The following is a 20,722-nucleotide window of genomic DNA, read 5'->3' on the forward strand; positions in this document are numbered from 1 at the left end:
TCGCCACTGCCGCCGTAGCGCTTGTTCCACTGCCGGGCGGGGGCTTGGGCGGCAGCTCGCCGGGCGCTGATATATTCCTGGAAATAGCGTGGCGCTTACGGCGAAGCGCGGTAAAAATGAGGCCATGAAGGCAGGGTAAAAGTGAGAGATAAGGAAACCTGGCCCGCACGCTGCCCGTGGGCAAGAGCCATAGCCGCCGGGCAAATCAGATAAGCAGGAGCGTCGCTTAGCGGCTGCGGGGGTGCAGGGGCCCCGGGCTCGGTAGGAAATTAGTGCCCCGGATGCATCGGCTCCCGTATAATACGCGTATCATTATAGCCGTCTGCGGCCACAGACAGGACAATTCGTACCGCCGCTGCGGGCTCGGGCTCGTCGGCCTATCTTCGCCCCCGATGAAGCATATTCTACGCAACTATAAGCCGCTGATACTGCTCGTGGCGCTGCTGGCCCTCAGCCGCGCGGCCGCGGCCCAGACGGCGGAACGGCGCACGGGTTTGGGCCTGGTAGCCAGCGGGCTGCAATACCAGGGCGACTTTGGGTCCGACTACTGGAAATGGGATAATACGCGTCTGGCGCCGGGTCTGACCATCAATCAGTACTTGTTCCGGGGGCTTGATCTGACCACGCAACTCCTGTACGGGGAGCTAACCGGGCGGCGCAGTGCCGATACTTATTTCACCACAACGGTGTTCGGGGCTAACCTGGGCCTGAAGTTTCGCCTCAACAACGGGTGGGCCCTTAAGGAAGACGCCCGGATTCAGCCCTACCTGCTGGCGGCCTCGGGCTGGCTGTATACCAACAAAGCCGGGCAGTTTGAAGGCCGCCGCCTCGACCAGGACAAAGGCTACGTGGATGTGTTCGGGGCGGCCGGCATTAGCTTGCGGCTGGGGCCGGCGGTAAGCCTGTTTGTGCAAACCGGCCAGCATTTGCCGCTGCATGCCAACCTCGACGGCACCCAGGAAGCAAGCACGCCCCAGTGGGCCGACCGGTTTTTGCAGCACAGCGTCGGGCTGACCTTCAACCTGGGCCAGGCGCCTGATGCCGACGAGGATGACGTGGCCGACCAGCTCGATAAATGCCCGAATACGCCGGCGGGGGTGGAAGTAGACGAGCGGGGCTGCCCGCTTGATGGCGACCAGGACCAGGTGCCGGACTACTTGGATGCCTGCGCCACCGAGGCCGGTTCGCCCGAGGCGCGCGGCTGCCCCGATAAAGACGGTGACGGCATAGTGGATGCGGAAGATACCTGCCCCGAGGTAGCCGGCAAGGGCGAGCTTAGCGGCTGCCCCGACGCCGATGCCGACGGCATACCCGACCAGGAAGACAAGTGCCCTGATACGGCGCCCGGCACGAGCGTGGACTTCACCGGCTGCCCAGTGCCCGATGCCGCGGAGCCCGCCAAACCAGCCGATACGCCCAACCCCGACACGGATGGGGACGGCGTATTGAACGCGGCCGACCGTTGCCCCAACAGCGCTGGCCCCGCCAGCAACGGAGGCTGCCCGGCGCTGAGACAGGAAATCCGGCAGCGCCTGCAGGCGGCTACTCGTTCCATCCGCTTTGAGCTCAACCGGGCCACGTTGCTGCCCTCGTCCTATCCCACGCTCGATGCGCTGCTGCCCATCCTGGCGGAGTACCCGGATTATTCGCTGAGCATTGCCGGTCACACGGATAGCAAGGGGCCAGCGGCCTTCAACCTGACTTTGTCCAGGGAGCGCGCCGCCGCGGCCCGGGCCTATCTGCTGGGCAAGGGCGTCGCGGAAAACCGGATTGAGATGCGCGGCTATGGCCCGCGCCATGCTCTTGCGCCCAACACCACCGAAGCGGGCCGGGCGCGCAACCGCCGCGTGGAGTTCGACTTGTTTGTGAGCAAGGAGAAAAACGCCGCCGAGGTAAAATACGGCCCCGAGCCTACCGCCGCCACCTTGGCGGCCCCAGCCAAGGCGGGAAAAGCCTTGCCGGTGAAGAAAGCAGCGGTGAAAAAGCGCCCGGCTCGTAAAGCTACGGTCATCAAAAAAGCCGCTCCCCGGACCACGCCGGCTGCCCCGCGCAAAGCAGGTAGTCGGCGGACCCCGGGCAAATAGCCCCGTTCAGCTGCGGCGGTAGGTTGCCCAATGTGGGAGCTGCCAACACCCGCGCCTTCCCCTACGTTAGCGTACCCATGACCAAAACCGTCTTCATTGCCTCCGCCGAGCCCTACAGCGGTAAATCCCTCGTAACGCTGGGCCTCGTGAATATGCTGCTCAGCAAAGCCCAGAAAGTCGGCTACTTCAAGCCCATCATTACCCCGGGGCCCGAGGATAAGCACGACGCGCACATCGACACCGTGCTGCGCCACTTTCAACTGCCGCTCGCCTACGAAGATACGTTTGCCTACACCGGGCCCGAGGTATTGCGGCTGATTGAAACCGAGCGGCAGGGTGAGATGATTGACACCATCATCCGGCGCTACAAGCAGCTGGAGGAGCAGCACGATTTTATCGTGGTCGAGGGCACTGATTTTGTGGGCCAGGGCACCGCTTTTGAATTTGATTTGAACGTGACCATTGCCAAAAATCTGGGCGAGCCGGTGCTGCTGGTAGTATCGGGCGAGGGCAAAACCACGGCCCAGATTATCAGCAACACGCTTACGGCCCTGCGCGGCTTCGAGGCCCGGGAGGTGCAGGTGCTTACCGTGGTGGCCAACAAGGTGCGGCCCGAGCAGGTGGCCGACGTGCAGGAATTGCTCCGCGCCCAGCTGCCGGCCGAGGTTATCCTGTCCGTCATTCCCGAGGACAAAGCCCTGCTCAACCCCACCATGCAGGAGATTCACGAGGCGCTGGGCGGGCGGCTGCTCTTCGGTGAGGAGCTGCTGGGCAACCAGGTCGACAACTTCGTGACCGGGGCCATGAACGTGCCCAACTTTCTGAACTACCTCAAGGAAAACGTGGTCATCGTCACGCCCGGCGACCGGGGCGACATCGTCATCTGCGCCGTGCAGGCCAACTTGTCGGCCAGCTACCCCAAGGTGGCCGGCGTGGTCCTGACCGCCGGCTGGGAGCCCGAAGAGCCTATTCTGCGTTTGCTACGCGGATTGCAAACCGTTATTCCCATCCTGGCCGTACCAATGGGTACCTTCGAAACCAGCGCCCGGCTGGCGGCCGTCAAGTCGCGCATCTCGCCCGACAATCCCAAGAAAGTACAGCTGGCTATCCGCACTTTTGAACGCTACGTCGACGTGCCGGCCCTGGCCCAGCAGCTCACCACATTCCAGTCGGAGGGCATTACGCCCCACATGTTCCAGTACCGGCTCATGCAGTGGGCCAAGCGCCAACGGCGCCACATCGTGCTGCCCGAAGGCAACGACGACCGGATTCTGCGGGCCGCCGCTTTGCTGCTGCACCAGGATATCGTGGACCTGACCATTCTGGGCGACCCTACAGAAGTGCTGGCCTCCGTCAAGCGCCTGGGGCTGAGGTTTTCCGCCGACCACGTGCGCATCATCGACCCGGTGAACTCGGAGTACTATGCCGACTACGTGCAGACGTTTTATGAGCTGCGCAAGGACAAGGGCGTGAACGAGGACATGGCCCGCGACCTGCTGCGCGACGTGTCCTATTTCGGCTCGATGATGGTGTATAAAGGGCACGCCGACGGCATGGTATCGGGGGCGGTGCACACCACCCAGCACACGATTCGGCCGGCCCTGCAGTTCATCAAAACCCGGCCCGGCGTGTCGGTGGTGTCGTCGGTGTTCTTCATGTGCCTGCCCGACCGGGTGGCCGTGTTCGGCGACTGCGCCGTGAACCCCAACCCAACGGCCGAGCAGCTGGCCGAAATTGCCATTTCTTCGGCCGAAAGCAGCCGCGCCTTTGGTATCGAGCCCCGCGTGGCCATGCTGTCGTACTCCTCGGGCACCTCCGGGGCGGGGGCCGACGTGGAAAAAGTGCGGCAGGCCACCGAGTTGGTGCGCCAGAAGCGGCCCGATCTGAAAGTGGAAGGCCCCATTCAGTACGACGCGGCCGTGGACCCGCTGGTGGGCCGCCAAAAGCTGCCCGACTCGGAAGTGGCTGGCCAGGCCAGCGTACTGATTTTCCCGGACCTGAACACGGGCAACAACACCTACAAAGCCGTCCAGCGCGAAACCGGGGCCCTGGCCATCGGCCCGGTGCTGCAAGGCCTGAACAAGCCGGTAAACGACCTGAGCCGCGGCTGCACTGTGGACGACGTGTTCAATACGGTCGTCATCACCGCCATTCAAAGTCAGCAGGGGTAGATTTGCTGCCGGTTTCGTGCTCAACTGTTGTCCGTCATGGCGAGGCTTCGTGCATGCTGATGTTGCGACACCATCTGTCATGCTGAGCTTGTCGAAGCATCACTCCGCAATGCTAACTGGTTGGCATCACAACGAAGTGGTAGAGATGCTTCGACAAGCTCAGCATGACGTTCTTTTTATGGTGTTCTAATTTTCCGACCACTGCCGCCTGCGAAATGCTTCGGCCACGCCGCTGTACGGCGGTTTGTTTTCTTTCCTGACCTACTTTTCCTGCATGAATATTTTTGTCGTCAACTCCGGTAGCAGTTCCATCAAATACCAACTTTTCCGCTGGCCAAGTGAGCGGCCGGTGAGCAGCGGCCTGGTGGAGCGCATCGGGCAGGAGCAGGGCAGCATCACCCACAAGGTATTCGACCTGAATAACCCCGAGGCTCCCGCCACCGAGCTGCGCCTGAGCCGGACGCTGCCCAACCACGAGGCGGGGCTGCGGGAAGTGGTGCGGCTGCTGACCGAAGGCGCGGAAAGGGTGATTCAGAGTCCCGGAGAAATTGCGGTGGTGGGCCACCGGGTAGTACACGGCGGGGAGAAGTTTGCGGCTACTACGCGCATCACGCCGGAGGTGAAAGCCGAAATAAAGAGCCTGTTTGCCCTGGCCCCCCTGCACAACCCGGCCAACTCGCTCGGCATCGACGTGGCCGAGCAGCTGTTTCCACAGGCCCGGCAGGTGGCGGTATTCGACACGGCTTTTCACCAGACCCTGCCCGAATATGCCTACCGCTACGCCCTGCCCACGGAGCTGTACACCGAGCAGCGCATCCGCAAATACGGGTTTCACGGTACCAGTCACCAGTACGTGGCGGCCCAGGCCGGGGCCTATCTGGGCCGGCCGGATGCCCGCCTCATCACGATTCACCTGGGCAACGGGTGCAGCATGGCCGCCGTGCACGGGGGCCGCGCCCTGGATACGACCATGGGCTTTGGGCCGCTGGCGGGCCTGGTGATGGGCACCCGCTCCGGCGACCTGGACCCTTCGGTGCTGCTGCATCTGCTGGGGCCGCTGGGCTATTCGGCCGAGCAGGTCAGTGCGCTGCTGAACAAGGAAAGCGGCATGCTGGGCCTTACCGGCTTCAGCGACATGCGCGACATCGGGCAGGCCCTGGCCGCCGGCGACGAGCGGGCCGAGCTAGGCTACGCGCTGTACGCCTACCGCATCCGCCAGTACATCGGGGCCTATGCTGCCGTGCTCAACGGCCTGGATGCCATTGTGTTTACGGCAGGCGTGGGCGAAAACGATGCCCTGGTGCGCAGCCGCGTGTGCCAGCAAATGGATTTCCTGGGACTGCAGCTCGACGAGGCCAAAAACCAGCAGCGCCTGCCCGGTCTGCGCGACGTGAGCCTGCCCGACTCCCGGGCCCGCATCCTGATTATTCCAACCAACGAAGAGCTGGAAATTGCCCGGCAGTGCGCCGAGCTGATTGCGGCCAGCTGAAGCGCGTGGCTGTCACGGCTGGTTCAAGGCGCTCAGGGCGTAGGCTTTACTTTGGAAAAGGTAGCATGGTCCATACCCAGAGCACAAGCTGATGCCGGCTAAGTGCCAGACTCGTTCGTCCAGTGTTTGCCGCCGTTGGCATCGTGCATAGAGTCGTTGGGTAAAAAACCGGGAGTAGCTCGGCCGTACGGAATAGGTTTGTTGCACTCCCCGGGCCAGCCGCTGGCTCGGGCGAGTGCATTCCATCCTTTCACGCCCCGCACCACTCCTATGCTTTCTTTCCGTCCCGCTCTGTCATTCGCCCTCGTGGCCGCTCTTACCCTTGCGTCAGGTACCGGCTTTGCCGCTGCCACTGGCCCGGCTACTGCTGGCAAACCGGCCGCTCAGCACCCTAAAAAGCGCCCGGCCACGCCCAAAACGGGCAAGGTCGCCAAGCTGGCCCCGCTGCTGATAGCGCCCACCACCGATATTCTGCACGACCACAGCCCCGTTACGCTCTCGGGCTGGGTTACCGGGGCCGATGGTATGCCGCTGCCCGGGGCCACCGTGTGGCTGACCAATACCCGCCGCCAAACCACGGTTACCAACCGCCAGGGCGACTTTATCCTGGCCCTGCCCAACAACGCGCCCGTCAGCCTGACCATCGGTTGCGCCGGTTACCAGGAGCAGGTGGTGATGTTGAGCCAGCCTCGGGAGCAAAACGGCGTGAACGTAGCGCTACGCCTGACGGCGCGCCGCCCCTAACCCATAGTCAAACCTAAAGAAAGCTTCCGGCCAGCAGTGGTTCGGGGGCTTTTTCGTGTCTGGGCAGTCTATGCGCTTAGGTAGTCAGACGTCTTTTTACTCCCGAAGAATCAGCCCAAGGCTGTAGCCGATGGCCGGTGTACGACCGGGCCACGGCCCCGCGCGAGTTCGGTTTGCCCGGCTCCGGGACCCGGCCGCCCCCGCCAACGGACGACAGCGGGCAGCAGGACCGCGCGAGCCGCCCGAATACAAAAGTGCAGGCTGCGAAGCGCGGCGAAGTGGATTTCGTGCCGATATTGGGGTGAGAATTATTTGCCATTGCGGGTGCGGCTGCCTGGTTTTTGCCTGCTCCCTGCTGTAACCACCTTTCTCCCTGCTCATTTATGTCTATGCTCCGCCCGCTTGTTGCCACTCTTGCCCTGGCCTGCCTGACCCACACTGCCCGCGCCGACGTGACGCTGCCCGCCTTGATAGCCGACAACATGGTGCTCCAGCAGAAAAGCAACGTGGCCCTCTGGGGCTGGGCCGAGGCCGGGGAGGCCGTGACGGTGACCGTGAGCTGGCAGAAAACCCCTTTGAAAACCACCGCCGACGCCCAGGGCGGCTGGATGGTGCACGTGCCCACGGGCAAGGCCGGCGGCCCGTATACCCTGACGGTGCAGGGCAAAAACCAGCTCACGATAAACAATGTGCTGCTCGGCGAAGTCTGGCTGTGCTCGGGGCAGTCGAACATGGCTTTTGCGGTGAGCAAAAAGCCGAACGGCAGCTGGCACACGGGCGTCGACAATGAAGCGGAGGTGGTGCCCAAGGCAAATTACCCGGCCATCCGCCTGTTTACGGTCAGGAACACGGTGGCCGATACGCCCCAGCACGACACCAAGGGCAGCTGGGCCGTGTGCACGCCCCAGACGGTGGGGGAATTCTCGGCCGTAGCGTACTTCTTTGCCCAGCAGATTCACGAGAAAACCAAGCTGCCCATTGGCCTGATCAGCTCCACCTGGGGCGGCACGCCGGCCGAGTCCTGGACGCGGAAAGAGGTGTTGCAGCAGGACCCGGATTTGCGGCCCATCCTGCACCGTTACGAACAGGCCCTGAGTACTTTCTCCCAGAATGAGGCCGCCTACAAAAAGCAGCTGGCCGAGTACCAGAAGGAGCGCGCCGCCAACCCCCGCACCACCCGCGTGGCCCCCGTGGCCCCCATGGACGCCACCAGCTACCAGTCGCCCTACAAGCTCTACAATGGCATGATTGCCCCCCTGATTCCCTACACGCTCAAGGGCGTTATCTGGTATCAGGGCGAAAACAACGCCGGGCGGGCCTACCAGTACCGTCGCCTGTTTCCGGCCCTGATTTCGAGCTGGCGGCAGGCCTGGATGCAGCCCGAAATGCCGTTTTACTTCGTGCAGATTGCCCCGCACCGCAGCCAGAACGCCGAAATCCGGGAGGCCCAGCTGCTGACCATGCAAACCGTGCCCCGTACCGGCATGGCCGTAATTACGGACGCGGGCGACTCGCTCGACATCCATCCGCGCAACAAGCAGGTGGTGGGGCAGCGGCTGGCCTTGTGGGCGTTGGCCAAAGACTACGGCGCAAAGAAAACTGTGTATTCGGGGCCCATCTACCAAAGCATGAAGGTGGAGGACGGTAATAAAGTGCGCCTGAGCTTCGAGCACACCGAGGGCGGCTTGGTAAAGCAAAACGGCCTGCTGCGCGAGTTTACCGTGGCCGGCCCCGACAGCGTATTCCGGCCCGCCCAGGCCCGCATCGACGGCAATACGGTGGTCGTCTGGCATGATGAGGTGAAGCAGCCCCTGGCCGTGCGCTTTGCCTGGCGGGCAGTTCCCTTCCCGAATTTCTACAACGGCGCCGGTTTGCCCGCCTCCCCGTTCCGCACCGATGCCTGGAAGCTCAAAACCCAGGGCCTGCTGTAAAAAGCGCAACTATACCAAGACGAGTGCGCATTGCCGCATTGGCCCTTCCGGGAAAAATACGCCGCACGCTACTATCCAGTAGCGTGCGGCGTATTTTTATCTGCTAACGGTTATAAGGAAGTGGGGTGGTGAAAGACATTTATCGGCGTCCTTGGTAAGACCAGCACAGGCAAACAATGGCCTAAATTTGCTACCGCCGTAACTTAAAGCGTACGTTTGGGTGTTGTAGCGGTGTATAGTCCCCGCAAAGGCCCGCACCAACGCACCAAATCCGGCAGAAGCCGCCTGCGGCAGGAAGCGGCAGGAGTTTAATCAATCGGGCATGCCGCCTACTGGCGCTGTCTGCTTGGCCTGCCGCAAAATACCTGGCCTTGGGCAGCCGTGAAATCCACCTCTATGAAGAATATTCTGCTACCCGAAATCAGCGCATTTAAGGACGTGCTCCACCGGCGGGGCGTACCCGCGGCCCTCGAATATCTGAATAGCCGCACACCACACCGCTACACCGGCCTGTTTCGCTTCGATGGCGGTATGCTACGCAATGAGGCGTTGTTCGACCGGAATCAGCCGAGTGTGCAGCAGGGGGAAGATACGCCCATGGCCGCTACCTACTGCTCCCTGGTCGGCCGCGGACAGGCCCCGGTCGAAATCCTGGATGCCGCCACCGATACCCAGGCCCGCGGCATTGAAACCCCGGTGGCGTCGTATTGCGGCGTGCTTATCCGCGACGCCCAGGGCCAGCCTTTCGGCACCCTGTGTCACTACGATTTGCAGCGCTGCCAGGAGCGCACCACCGATTTGCCCCTGCTGGAAGCGGCGGCCGACATGCTCTACCAGCAGCTGCACCCCACAGGCGCTCTAGCCGGCACCAAAGAGTAGCGCTAGTACAGCAACACCACCAGGCTGCGCGCCCCGTGGGCCCCGATAACCAGGGACTGCTCAATGTCGGCCGTTTTGGACGGGCCGGCCACGAAAGCCCCGTAGCCGCCGGTGCCGGGCAGCCGGGCATAGGCCTGGTGCATGGTGGCCACAATGCAGCGGTGGTCGAGCACCAGCACCAGGTGCTGGGTAACGGTGGGCAGGGCGCGGTGCAGCATGTTGGCCTCGGGCAGCCAGATAGCCCCGTTTTCGGCCACCCCGATTTCGCCTTCCAACACGGCCAGGTCTATTTCGGCCAGCAAGGCGGTGGGCGTTTGCGCATTTATATCAACAGCTCCCGCAAGCAGGGGAGAGGCAATGCGGCGGGCCTCGGGAAACAGCTGCGCCAGCACGGGCTCCAGCGGTTGCGGACGCTGCACCCACACCGCCCGGCCCCCAATACCGGCCAACACCTGCGTAAAACGCTCCACCGAGGCGTCGCCGCCAAAGTCAGGCACCGTGGGCAACGGCGTTTCGGCTGGCTTGTTGGCTTGGGCGGCGGCTAGTATGTTTTCGCGGGAAGAAGTCACTTTGTTAATGTGCTGATGTGTCAATGTGTGAAATGTGAAAAATGTGTCATTGCGAGCAAAGCGTCGCACCCGCAGGATAGCTACTCGGTCCTCTGAAATGTGCGAGGTTTTCTTAGGTAAAAACCCATTTCCCACTTAGCAACGACAAGAAGCTTTCTGGTAAAAGAGCGTGACTGCCTGCGCAGCGGACGGAGTGCTTCGTCATGCCTCCTCGCAATGACACATTTCTCACATTCGACCACATTTCCCACAGTAGCACATTAGACCTTCCCCGTTTCCCGGTACCATTCGCGGAAGCTTTGCTTTGGCGGCTCGGGCAGCTCCCGGGCCACGGCCCAGGCGTTGAAGGTCTTTGAGTGGGTAAGCCGGTAGGGCAGCAGGCGCAGGCCGGTGCGGGCCACGCGGCCCCCGATTCCGAAGGCGGTGGGGCTGGCCAGCAGGCGACCCATAAACTGCAGGCTCCACTTCTTGGCGGCCGGAATTTCGCCGGCCTCGGCCAGCACCTGCCGCCACTTGTAGAGCTGGGTGTGAATGTCGATTTTAACTGGGCACACATCCGTGCAGGAGCCGCAAAGCGTGCTGGCAAAGGGCAGAGAGCTGTGCTTTTTCAGGTCGATGTTGGGCGACAGAATAGCGCCGATGGGGCCGGGCACGGTGAAGTCGTAGCTGTGGCCGCCGCTGCGCCGGTACACCGGGCAAGTGTTCATGCAGGCCCCGCACCGAATGCACTTGAGCGAGGCCCGGAAGTCGGGGCGGCCCAGCTGCTGGGTGCGGCCGTTGTCGACTATGACGAGGTGTAGCTCCTTGCCCGCCGCCGGTTTAGTGTAGTGCGAGGTGTAGGTCGTCACGGGCTGGCCGGTGGCGCTGCGGGCCAGCAAGCGGGTAAACACGCCCAGGTCGGTGAGGCGGGGTACCAGCTTTTCGAGGCCCATGCAGGCAATGTGGACCCGGGCCAGGTTCACGCCCAGGTCCGCGTTGCCTTCGTTGGTGCAGATAACCACGCCGCCGGTTTCGGCCACGGCGAAGTTGACGCCCGAAATAGCCACTTCGGCGGCCAGAAACTTGGCCCGCAAATGCTGGCGGGCGGCTTCGGTGAGCTGCTGCGGGTCGTGGTTGCCTTTTTCGGTGCCCAGGTGCAAATGGAAGGTGTCACTGACGTCCTCCTTTTTCAAATGAATGGCGGGCAGCACCAAGTGGCTGGGTGCTTCCTCGCGCAGCTGAATGATTCGCTCCCCCAAGTCGGTATCAATAACCTCAATGCCGTGCCCCGTAAGGTGCGGATTCAGGTGGCACTCCTCGGTGAGCATGGATTTGCTCTTGACCACGCGCGTAGCCCCGTGCCGGCGGATAATATCGAGGACAATATCGTTGTGCTCCTGGGCATTGGCGGCCCAGTGTACCTGCACGCCGTTGCGCTGGGCCTTGGCCTCAAACTGCATGAGGTACTCATCCAGCCGGCTCAGGGTGTGTTCCTTGATTTGGGAAGCTAGTTCGCGCAGCTCCTGAAACTCGGGCACGGCGTACACGGCCTTGTCGCGCTTCTGGCGCACAAACCACAGAGTTTCGTCGTGCCAGCTGGTGCGCTCGGCATCGGCTACGAAGGTGGAGGCGCGAAGGGCGTGGGTCATGCGGTTAATATGCGAATGTGGGGAATGTGCTGATGTACTAATGCTCGTGTCCTTCGGGTGCTTCGGCCTCGCAATGACAACTCCCTATTTCACCATCTCCCCATTAAGAATCTCCACTGCGTGCAGGACCTGCATGGGCAGCTGGCGGCGGCGGACGATGCCTTGCAGGTGCATCAGGCACGACATGTCGCCGCCGGTGAGGACGGTGGTGCCGTTGCGCAGGTGGTCCTGGACGCGGTCCTGGCCCATGCGGGCCGAAATGGCTTCTTCCGACACGCAGAAGGTGCCGCCGAAGCCGCAGCATTCGTCGTTGCGGTCCAGCTCGGTGAGTTCAATGCCGTCCAACGAGCTGAGGAGGCGGCGCAGCTGCCCGTCGCGCACCGGTGTTAGTTCCGACTCGTTGGCCTGGTGCAGGCCACGCTGGCCGTGGCAGCTCAGGTGCAGGCCCACTTTGTGGGGAAACGCGCCGGGCAGCTCCGTGACGCCGAGGACCTGGGTGATAAAGTCGATGAGGTCGTAGGTGGCGGCGCGCACTTTCTGCACCTCGGGGGTTTGCTCCAGCTTGTCGAAGTGCTTGCGCACGTGATAGACGCAGCTGCCGGAGGGGGCCACGATGTAGTCGTAGCACTGGAAGGTGGCGACGAAGTGGCGGTAGATGGGCAGCGCGTCCCGCTCGCAGCCGCTGTTGGCTAGGGGCTGGCCGCAGCAGGTTTGCTGGGCCGGAAAGTGGGCCGTGACGCCGAGTTTTTGCAGGAGCTGTAAGGATGCAATGCCCACCTGCGGGTAGAACTGGTCGACGTAGCAGGGAATGAAGAGGGCGACGCGCATTTGGTGATGGTTGATTGTTGGGCGCAGGTGTTTTGCCTTCGGCAAATCGTGGAGGGGATGTAGAGACGCATACTTGCGTCTCGTCGTTGAACGATACTCGTTGCAACGGCGCATCCCTTAGCCGTTCAACGACGAGACGCAAGTATGCGTCTCTACATCGTTCTTAGGTGAACAGCAACTGGGTTTTCTTCCAAGCTTCGCCTTGCTCTAAATGCACTAAAGCGCCCAGCGCGGTGGCTTGGGGAACTTCCAGGGTGCGGATTTCGGCTTTGGGGAAGTTCCAGCTCAGGGTTTGCATGAAGAGCGGGTTGCGGGCAAAGCCGCCGTCGACGAAGATGGTTTTCTCGCCCTGCCAGACCAGGTGAATGGATTCGAGCAGGATGTTGATCAGGCCGTGCATCAGGTGCTGGTAGGCATCGGAGGCGGAGCGGAAACCGGACAGGTCCCAGTCGGCGGCGGGCTGGTCGGGGAAGGGGCCGGTACCGGCCATGCAGGCGGGCGTGAACAGGGTCGAGGTTTCGTCGTAGGGACGGGCCAGCACGATAGAGCGGTAGAAATCGGGCTTGACGTGGAAGAAAGCGGCGATGCGCTCCACCTGGTAGTCGTGCTCCCGGCCCAGGAAAACGCGGGAGGCGCGGGTGGCCTCGCCCCGGGGCGTCAGGAAGCTCAGGCAGTCGCGACGGAGCAGCTCGGGGGTGAGCGGCTGGCTGTTGAACGGGTTGATGGTAACCGACCAGGTGCCGGTCGAAATGAGTACGAAGGGCTCGTCGTTTTCGGCCAGGTAGGGCATCACGGCCGACGTGCTGTCGTGCAGGCCCACGCCCACCATAATCCCGTCCACGACGCTGGCAATGGAGTCTTTGGTCAGGGGAGCGAGCTTTTCGTCGATGCCCTCGCGCCGGACCCAGTCGTGGTACTGGCGGCGCTGGTAGTCCCAGAGGGCCGTGTGGCAGCCCACGGAGGTATAGTCGCTGAACTTCTCGCCCGTGAGCAGATAGGAGAGGTAGTTGGGCAAATGCAGCGAGGTATGAATCCGGGCGTAGAGCTCGGGTTTGGCGTATTTGAGCCAATAAAGCTGCAAACCGGAATTGAGCATACCGAGCTGGGGCGAGCAGGTATCGGCGGCGAATTCATCGGGCGACTGGCCTAGCTCGGCGTAGAACTGCTGCTGGATTTCGTCGGGAATGGGCTTGAGGTAGTTGTAAAGCGGGGCCACAGGCTGGCCGTCGGCGCCCAAATGCACGAAGCTGGCTCCGTAGGCGGTGAAGTTGACGCCCTTGACGGTATAGTGCGGGCTTTGGCGCAGGTCCTGCCAGTGGCGGAGCACCCACTCGGTGAGGCGGGGCAGATGGTCGCAGTCGAAGCCGTCGTCGTCGAGCACGTCGGTGCAGACGTGGAGCTGCTCGTCGATGATCTGCTGCTGCTCGTCGAAAAGGATGAGTTTCTTATTGGTCTTGCCGATGTCGAACACGGCGTAAATCGACTTCTTCATGCCCTTTTTCATAGTCCGGTCGATACGCTGCGTTTGCCCCGCTGCTGGATGAGCTGCTCGCGCACCCCGGCGGCCCGGTAGGCCTGCACGGGTTTCAGAGCCCCGCCGCTCTGGCGGTAGGCCTCGGCTACTAAGGGGCGCACGTCGAGCAGAAACGCGTCACGCAGAATTTCCTCGGCCCGGGCGGCGTCGTTGCTTTCCTGGGCTTCGTACAGGGCTTCGCGGTCCACGAGCAGGGCTTTGGCATAGGCCCCGAGGATGTTTTCGACGGACTGGAGCAGGTCTTCCAGCGGGTCCTTGGTGTTGTGGCTGGCGTCAATCATGTAGGCCACCAGCGGGTTGGTAACGGCGGCGTCTCGGGCGGCATCGACCAGCTCGTTGAAGATCAAAAAGAGCTGGAAGGGCTTGATGCTGCCGGTGGTCAGGTCGTCGTCGCCGTACATCGAGCCGTTGAAGTGGAAGCCTCCCAGGCGCCCAAACTGCTGCAAGCGGCCCACAATCTGCTCGATGTTGGTGTTAGGCAGGTGGTGGCCCAAATCGACCAGCACGTTGGCGTTTTTACCCAGCGACTGACACAAGGAGTAGGAGGTGCCCCAGTCGGGAATGACCATGGAGTAGAAGTGGGGCTCGTAGGGCTTGTACTCGATGAGCATCTGCCAATCGGAAGGCATGGCCTCGTAGATGCCCGCCAACGACTCCTGGGTGCGCAGATAGGCGCGGCGCAGGTGCTGCTGGCCGGGGAAGTTGGAGCCGTCGGCCAGCCATACGGTCAGGGTGCGGGCGCCCAGCTGCCGGCCGTAGCTGATGCAGTCGATGTTGTGCTGCACGGCCTGCTGGCGCACGGCCTGCTCGGTATGGCTGAGGGAACCGAACTTGTAGGAAAACGCCTGGCCCGGCTGGTCCTGGAAGGTGTTGGAATTCACCGAGTCGATGACCAGGCCGTACTCTTTCTGGAGCTGTTCCAGGCCGGCAATGTCCTGCGGAATGTCCCAGGGAATGTGCAGGGAAATCGAGTTAGACGAGCCGTTGAGCTTATGCAGCAGGCCCACGTCGCCGAGCTTTTCCTCCAGGTTGCGCGGCTCCCCACCCAGGGGGTAACGCCCGAAGCGGGTGCCGCCGGTACCCAGGGCCCAGCTCGGAATGGCCACCTGAAACTTGATTAGCTCCCGCACCACTTCCTGCGCGTCCTGGTGGCGCCGACTCAGCAAATCGGCCAGGTAGGAAAACTGCAGCTGATGCTCGGCCAGCAGAGGCTGGTTCAGGTCGTGGAGGCGTTGGGCGGTAAGCATGGGCAAGCGGGGTTGGAGGTCCAGGGAATACAGCTGGCGGCGTATCGGGAGCCAGGCATAGGGCCCGGGCTTTAACAGGGGCAAATTAGCGGTCCGAGGTTGCTCAAACTGTTCTGAACTCTCCTGTATCGGGTGGTTTTATTTTGGTCGAGCCCCAACTAGTGCTGCTTTAATCCCGCGGAGGGTCTAGCTCATCATACTCCCGCTCAACTTCCTCAAAATAGGGGGATAAAAACGTATCGGCGGCCTTGATGAGCTTTCCGCGCTTCAGCACATACACCTGAAACTCGTTGTGCAAAGCCGGGTCCTCGTGGTCATGGAAGTGCAAGAGTCCGTAGCTGCCCGTCGACTCCTGGGCTACCCAGGTGAAAATTTCCAGGGGATAAAAAGGCTGGCCGGGATGATTGTGCTGGGCTGTAATGGTAAAACACTCCATACCATTGTAAACCGTGAGCTGGCACAGGTGGGCAAAGCCAGGCCAGATGCCGGTCTGCTCTAAGTACTGCTTAAACCTGGCTACGAATTCCCGTTGAGGAGCTTCTTCGCCATGATAGTCGCTGTAGCGTAAAGTAATCCAGCCGTGTATTTCGACCATGTTTTAACTTGCTTTAGAGGTGCAAAGCCCTTTACCGCTTGAGAAGTAAAGGGCTTTGCACATAGTATTGGCCTCAGTGGGGTAGAGGAGGAAGGTCCTTCACTGCGTTCAGGATGACAGACTACACCGCTACAACGACCCGCGGCGAATCGTATAAAATGGGTTCCGGACTTTGCCGCGGTGCTTTTCCAGCAGCTTGGTGGCGGCGGTTTTGCCCATGGCCTCAAAGTCGGTGGTGATGACGGTCATGTTGAGCAGTTCCTTGAGCGGGGTTTCGTTGAAGGAGATGATGCCCACTTCCCGGCCCAGCAGGTAGCTGGTCTGGCGGATTTTCTTGACCAATTCCACCAAGTCGGTTTCCCGGATGACGACGTAGGCCGTGCCGGTTTCGAGCACCTCGCTCATGGCATTTTCGACCACGGCGAAGGCCTTGTTATGAATCAGGCAGAAGGAGCGGAAGCCCCAGGGCAATTCCTCGGGGTGGTTGGCGTCACTGGGCAGAATAAGGACGAGGCGCGAGTATTTGGCCAGCAGGTCCTGGGCGTTTTCCAGGGCGTTGAAAATGTCCTTGTCGAAGTCCTGGAATACGCGCAGGCAGTCGTGCTGCAGCTCGGGCACGTCGCGGTCCAGCAGCACCAACTCCTGGCTCGGAATCGTGTTCAGAATGGCCTGGTAGGTGGCCTTAGGCGTGTCCAACGTGAAGTGGGGCATCACCACGTAGTAGTTGTACTTGCCCAGGCTCTTATCGATGATTTCCTGGAACAGATTCACGTTGTAGTGGTGAATCTGCAAATCGACGGTGGCCTGGTCGCCGAGGGCTTCCAGAAAGGCGTAGTAGATGATTTTCTTGTAGGAGCTCAGCTTGTTGAACACCAGCAGGATTTTGAGCTTGCCCGTGTCTTTGGTCTGCACGTAGTACCCCTTGCCCTGCACCGAAGTAATAAAGCCCCGCTCGCGCAGCTCGCGGTAGGCCTTTTCCACCGTGTCGCGGGCCAGGTAATGCTCCACACTGAGCTCGGAAATAGAAGGGAGCTGGTCGCCGTTGCGCAGGATGCCGCGCTCAATGTCCATGATGACCGACTGCACAATCTGCTTGTACTTTGGGGTCTTGTCCTGGGGCTTCAGTTGGAGAGTATACATTCCGGGGGAGGCAGAGTCACGCTGGCGGTCCTGCGCGCCCGAGGCCGTATTCCGGTTCCGGTAATCTGAGTTGACTAGCATGACGGCAGGCGGGCGGGGGTGGGAAAGAAAAGGTCATGATAACGGATAAAGCGCGGATTGGCAAAGCCCGAACCGGCGCTGCTCCGCCGGCAAACGGGGTATAGAACATTAAACAATCGATTTACTAACGAACAGCGAATTGAAAGTCAGAAAGTTGACTAGTCTAAAGTTAGCGAATTGCCGAAATTTTCCGGTCAGCAAAAAACCTGGCAAACCAATCCGAAAATCGGCCTGCCAGGTCTTGCCAGGGGTGTTTTGGGCTAGCGGCCGGGCTTAGCGCACGAAGGCCATGGCTACGCCACCATCCACGTTAAGCACGTTGCCGGTGCTCTTGCTCAGGGAGCCGTCCACAAACACCAGCACGGCTTTGGCAATGTCCTCAGCCAGGACTTCCTCGCCCAGCAAGGTGCGCTTGGCGTAGTGGGCCGGCAGCTCTTCCACGCTCACGCCGTAGGCCTTGGCGCGGCCTTCGGCCCAGCCGCTTTCCCAGATTTTGGAGCCTCGCAGCACCGCGTCGGGGTTCACAGTATTGACGCGGATTTTGTCGGCGCCCAGCTCGGCGGCCAACAGGCGCGACATGTGCAACTGGGCGGCTTTGGCCGTGCCGTAGGCCACGTTGTTGGGCCCGGCCACCAGACCGTTTTTGCTGGCAATGTTCACCACGTCGCCGCCCAGACCTTGCTTGCGCAGAATCTCCACGGCCTGCTGGGTTACCAGAAACTGGCCCTTCACCAGCACGTCATTGAGGATGTCCCAGTCGGCCTGGGTGGTTTCACTTAGGGGCTTGCTGATGCTCAGGCCCGCGCAGTTTACCACGATATCCACGCCGCCGAACTGCAGCACAGTGGCCCGGAACGAGTCGGCAATGGCCTGGTCATTGGTCACATCGATGGGGGCAGTCAGGGCGTTGTCCTGGCCGTAGCGCTTGCGCAGCGTGGTCTGGGTTTCGTCCAGCCGGTCCCGGTCGGTGGCCACTACCACGGCCCCGTTTTGCAGTAGTACTTCGCAGATGGCCAGGCCGATGCCGCCGGTACCGCCCGTCACGTAGGCCACCTGGCCCGACAGGCTTTTGGGTTTGGGCATGCGCTGCAGCTTGGCTTCTTCCAGCAGCCAGTACTCGATGTTGAAGGCTTCCTGCTCGGCCAAACCGGTGTACTCGCTCACCGCCTCGGCGCCCTTCATCACGTTGATGGCGTTGGTGTAGAACTCGGCGGCCACGCGGGCGGTCTGCTTGTCTTTGGCGAAGGAGAACATGCCCACGCCAGGCCACAGAATCACCACCGGGTTGGGGTCGCGCATGGCGGGAGAGTTGCCGTGCTTGCTGCGCTCGTAGTAAGCGGCGTAGTCCTGGCGGTAGGCGGCAAACTGTTCCTGTAAATACTCCTGCACAGCCGCGAGTGGCTGGCGCATCACGGCTTCATCGAGCACCAGCGGGCGGATTTTGGTGCGCAGAAAGTGGTCGGGGCAGGAGGTGCCTTTCTGGGCCAGGCGGGCCAGATCGTGCGAATTTACGAATTCCAGCACCCGCTCGTCGTCGGTGTAGTGGCCCACCATGCGGCGCTGGCCCGACGCCAGCCCCCGCAGAATGGGCATCACCTCGGCAGCCTGCTGCTTCCGCGTTTCGGCATTGGGGCCGTTTTCGAGCTTCACGCCGCCAAACACGGGCTTGTGTTTGCCGTAGTTGGCCTCCAGATACGCGGCGGCCATTTCAATGACTTCCAGCGTGTTGATATAGGATTCGTAGCTGGTGTCGCCCCAGGTGAACAGGCCGTGGCCGCCCAGAATCACGCCGCGCAGGCCGGGGTTTTCGCTCACCACTTTTTCCAGCTGCAAACCCAAATCGAAGCCGGGTTTCTGCCAGGGTAGCCAGGCTATGGAGTCGCCCCAGATTTCCTTCATGATCTGCTCGCCGTCCTTGCTGGCGGCAATGGCAATCAGGGCGTCGGGGTGAAGGTGGTCGATGTGCCGGAAGGGCAGCAGGCCGTGCAGCGGGGTATCAATGGAAGGCGTGGCGCACTTGGGGTCGAAGAGGCAGTACTCGAACAAGGCTACCATTTCGTCTTCGTGCTGCAGGCCGCGGTAGCGCTGCTTGAGCTGGTGGAGCTTTGCTACGTAGAGATTGGCGCAGCCGGCTTTGGTGAGCGTGCCAATGTCGCCGCCGGAGCCTTTCACCCACATTACCTCGGCCGGTTGGCCGCTCACCGGGTCGGCGGCGGTGATTTTGCAGCTGGTGTTGCCCCCGGCGTAGTTGGTCAGGCGCAGGTCGGCGCCGAGCAGGTTGGAGCGGTATAGAAACAGGGCTACTTCGTCGCCGCCCAGCTCCAGCGCCTTGGCTTCGTCCCAGAGGTAACTAACGTGTTGAAAGGTCAGCGTTTTTTCCATGATGGCGCTTCGGTTGTGTGGGGCTGAAATACAGATAAGGTTTGCTTGTCAACAAATTACGCGGGCTGCCGGGGCGCCAACATCCTGCACTCTCCTGCTCCGGGATAAAATAATTGTTACTTGCCGCCGCTTACAGTTGGGATGAATAGGAGTGAGCCGTTCCTTTATTTTTGGCAGGAGAGCACAGGATAGTTGGGTGCCGGCAGAAGAGCAGCTTTGCCTGAACCCACCACATTTACCACTATGGCAGTCATCTGGGGAGTAATCCTACACGCATTGGGCGGTTTCGCCTCCGGCAGCTTTTACCTGCCCTACAAGAAAGTGAAAGGCTGGTCCTGGGAAAGCTACTGGCTGGTGGGCGGCATCGTGAGCTGGGTGTTTGCCCCGCTCCTCATGGGCTCCCTCACGGTGAAAAACCTGTTGGGCGTGCTGGCCCAGGCCGACAACTCCACCCTGGCCTGGACCTACCTGTGGGGCGTGCTCTGGGGCTTCGGTGGGCTCACCTTCGGCTTGGCCATGCGCTACCTGGGCCTCTCGCTGGGCATGGCCGTCACGCTGGGGCTGTGCGCCGTGTTTGGCACGGTGGTGCCGCCGCTCTGGCTGGGCACCTTCCCGGCCCTGATTCAGTCGGCTTCCGGGCAGGTGATTATGATGGGCCTGGTGGTGTGCGTAATGGGTATTCTGATCTGTGGGCTGGCCGGCATTATGAAGGAAAAGCACCTGACGGCCGACCAGAAAAAGGAAGGCGTGGCCGAGTTTGACCTGCGCAAAGGCATCGGGGTGGCCATTTTTTCGGGCGTAATGAGTGCCTGCATGTCGTTTGGCCTCACGGCCGGGCAGCCCATTGCCGAGCTGGCCCAGCAAAACGGCACCGACCCGCTCTACGTCAACAATGCTATTCTGGTGGTGGTGCTGCTCGGCGGCCTGACCACCAACGCCGTGTGGTGCATCTATCTGAACTTCAAGAACAAGACCTACACCGACTACCTGAATCCGACGTATCCGGCCCTGCGCAACGTCGTGTTCTGCGCTATGGCGGGCTTCACGTGGTACCTGCAGTTTTTCTTCTACGGCATGGGCGACTCGCAGATGGGCGACTACCGCTTCTCGGGCTGGACGCTGCACATGGCCTTTATCATTGCCTTCAGCTCGTTCTGGGGCCTGTACCTGCACGAGTGGCGGGGCGCCAACCGCCTGACGATGCGCACCGTGTCCCTGGGCATTCTGGCCGTGGTGCTGAGCACCGTTATTGTGGGCTACGGCAACTATCTGGGCTCGGAAGCACCGGCCCCCGTGGAGGTCCAGGCGCAGGCCCCGGAAACGTCGGCGGTTTCGGTGGCTGCCACGGCTGCGGAGGCCAGCAGCCCCGTGGCACAGGGCGCGAGGCAGAACTAAGAGCTGAGCAGTGGCACCGGACACA

15 protein-coding genes are annotated in these 20,722 nt (G+C 61.7%); 7 read left to right on the forward strand and 8 right to left on the reverse strand.

The window, feature by feature from the left end:
• Nucleotides 1–392: 392 nt before the first annotated feature.
• From LGH70_RS03315 to LGH70_RS03340, 6 genes are all read left to right on the forward strand, one after another.
• Entirely contained in the window at nucleotides 393–2,084 is a 1,692-nt protein-coding gene (locus LGH70_RS03315; RefSeq protein ID WP_226182686.1) for an OmpA family protein, read from the forward strand.
• Nucleotides 2,085–2,161: 77 nt separating this feature from the next.
• Nucleotides 2,162–4,255: a phosphate acetyltransferase gene (gene pta, locus LGH70_RS03320; RefSeq protein WP_226182688.1), complete on the forward strand. Its 2,094-nt coding sequence runs from the start codon at nucleotides 2,162–2,164 to the stop codon at nucleotides 4,253–4,255.
• Nucleotides 4,256–4,529: 274 nt separating this feature from the next.
• A complete protein-coding gene (locus tag LGH70_RS03325) occupies nucleotides 4,530–5,744 on the forward strand; it encodes an acetate/propionate family kinase (RefSeq protein WP_226182691.1) in 1,215 nt (404 codons plus the stop codon).
• Between the two features lie 270 nt (nucleotides 5,745–6,014).
• Nucleotides 6,015–6,488, forward strand: a complete 474-nt coding sequence (locus LGH70_RS03330; protein ID WP_226182693.1) for a carboxypeptidase-like regulatory domain-containing protein — start codon at nucleotides 6,015–6,017, stop codon at nucleotides 6,486–6,488.
• 389 nt (nucleotides 6,489–6,877) lie between these two features.
• Entirely contained in the window at nucleotides 6,878–8,419 is a 1,542-nt protein-coding gene (locus LGH70_RS03335; RefSeq protein ID WP_226182695.1) for a sialate O-acetylesterase, read from the forward strand.
• Between the two features lie 396 nt (nucleotides 8,420–8,815).
• A complete protein-coding gene (locus LGH70_RS03340) occupies nucleotides 8,816–9,298 on the forward strand; it encodes a hypothetical protein (RefSeq protein ID WP_226182697.1) in 483 nt (160 codons plus the stop codon).
• Nucleotides 9,299–9,300: 2 nt separating this feature from the next.
• On the opposite strand, the gene LGH70_RS03345 is transcribed toward LGH70_RS03340, so the two are convergent.
• The 8 genes from LGH70_RS03345 to LGH70_RS03380 all read right to left on the reverse strand — a co-directional run bounded on the left by LGH70_RS03345 (nucleotide 9,301) and on the right by LGH70_RS03380 (nucleotide 19,302).
• Entirely contained in the window at nucleotides 9,301–9,867 is a 567-nt protein-coding gene (locus LGH70_RS03345; RefSeq protein WP_226182699.1) for a LutC/YkgG family protein, read from the reverse strand.
• Nucleotides 9,868–10,127: 260 nt separating this feature from the next.
• Nucleotides 10,128–11,495 carry a lactate utilization protein B gene (locus LGH70_RS03350; protein ID WP_226182701.1) on the reverse strand — a complete coding sequence of 456 codons (1,368 nt, stop codon included), beginning with the start codon at nucleotides 11,493–11,495 and terminating at the stop codon, nucleotides 10,128–10,130.
• Nucleotides 11,496–11,579: 84 nt separating this feature from the next.
• A complete protein-coding gene (locus tag LGH70_RS03355) occupies nucleotides 11,580–12,323 on the reverse strand; it encodes a (Fe-S)-binding protein (protein ID WP_226182703.1) in 744 nt (247 codons plus the stop codon).
• A gap of 163 nt (nucleotides 12,324–12,486) precedes the next feature.
• Nucleotides 12,487–13,827 carry an FGGY-family carbohydrate kinase gene (locus LGH70_RS03360; protein WP_226182705.1) on the reverse strand — a complete coding sequence of 447 codons (1,341 nt, stop codon included), beginning with the start codon at nucleotides 13,825–13,827 and terminating at the stop codon, nucleotides 12,487–12,489.
• Nucleotides 13,824–15,104 (reverse strand): sugar isomerase, encoded by a 1,281-nt coding sequence (locus LGH70_RS03365; protein ID WP_226182707.1) that lies wholly within the window; start codon nucleotides 15,102–15,104, stop codon nucleotides 13,824–13,826. Before LGH70_RS03365 ends, LGH70_RS03360 begins: the two co-directional genes overlap by 4 nt.
• Nucleotides 15,105–15,273: 169 nt before the next feature.
• The gene (locus LGH70_RS03370) at nucleotides 15,274–15,699 is read right to left on the reverse strand and encodes an Imm7 family immunity protein (RefSeq protein WP_226182709.1); all 426 of its coding nucleotides are present in this window, start codon (nucleotides 15,697–15,699) and stop codon (nucleotides 15,274–15,276) included.
• Nucleotides 15,700–15,828: 129 nt separating this feature from the next.
• Complete coding sequence (locus LGH70_RS03375) at nucleotides 15,829–16,839, reverse strand: GntR family transcriptional regulator (protein WP_226182711.1); 1,011 nt, start codon at nucleotides 16,837–16,839, stop codon at nucleotides 15,829–15,831.
• Nucleotides 16,840–17,193: 354 nt separating this feature from the next.
• On the reverse strand, nucleotides 17,194–19,302 hold the full coding sequence (locus LGH70_RS03380) for a bifunctional aldolase/short-chain dehydrogenase (RefSeq protein WP_226182713.1): 2,109 nt from the start codon (nucleotides 19,300–19,302) through the stop codon (nucleotides 17,194–17,196).
• 243 nt (nucleotides 19,303–19,545) lie between these two features.
• Here LGH70_RS03380 and rhaT point away from each other — a divergent pair, with 243 nt between their 5' ends.
• Nucleotides 19,546–20,697, forward strand: coding sequence for an L-rhamnose/proton symporter RhaT (gene rhaT, locus LGH70_RS03385; protein ID WP_226182715.1), 1,152 nt, complete (start codon nucleotides 19,546–19,548; stop codon nucleotides 20,695–20,697).
• Nucleotides 20,698–20,722 lie beyond the last annotated feature (25 nt).

The organism is Hymenobacter nitidus (assembly GCF_020447315.1).
Lineage (GTDB): Bacteria > Bacteroidota > Bacteroidia > Cytophagales > Hymenobacteraceae > Hymenobacter > Hymenobacter nitidus.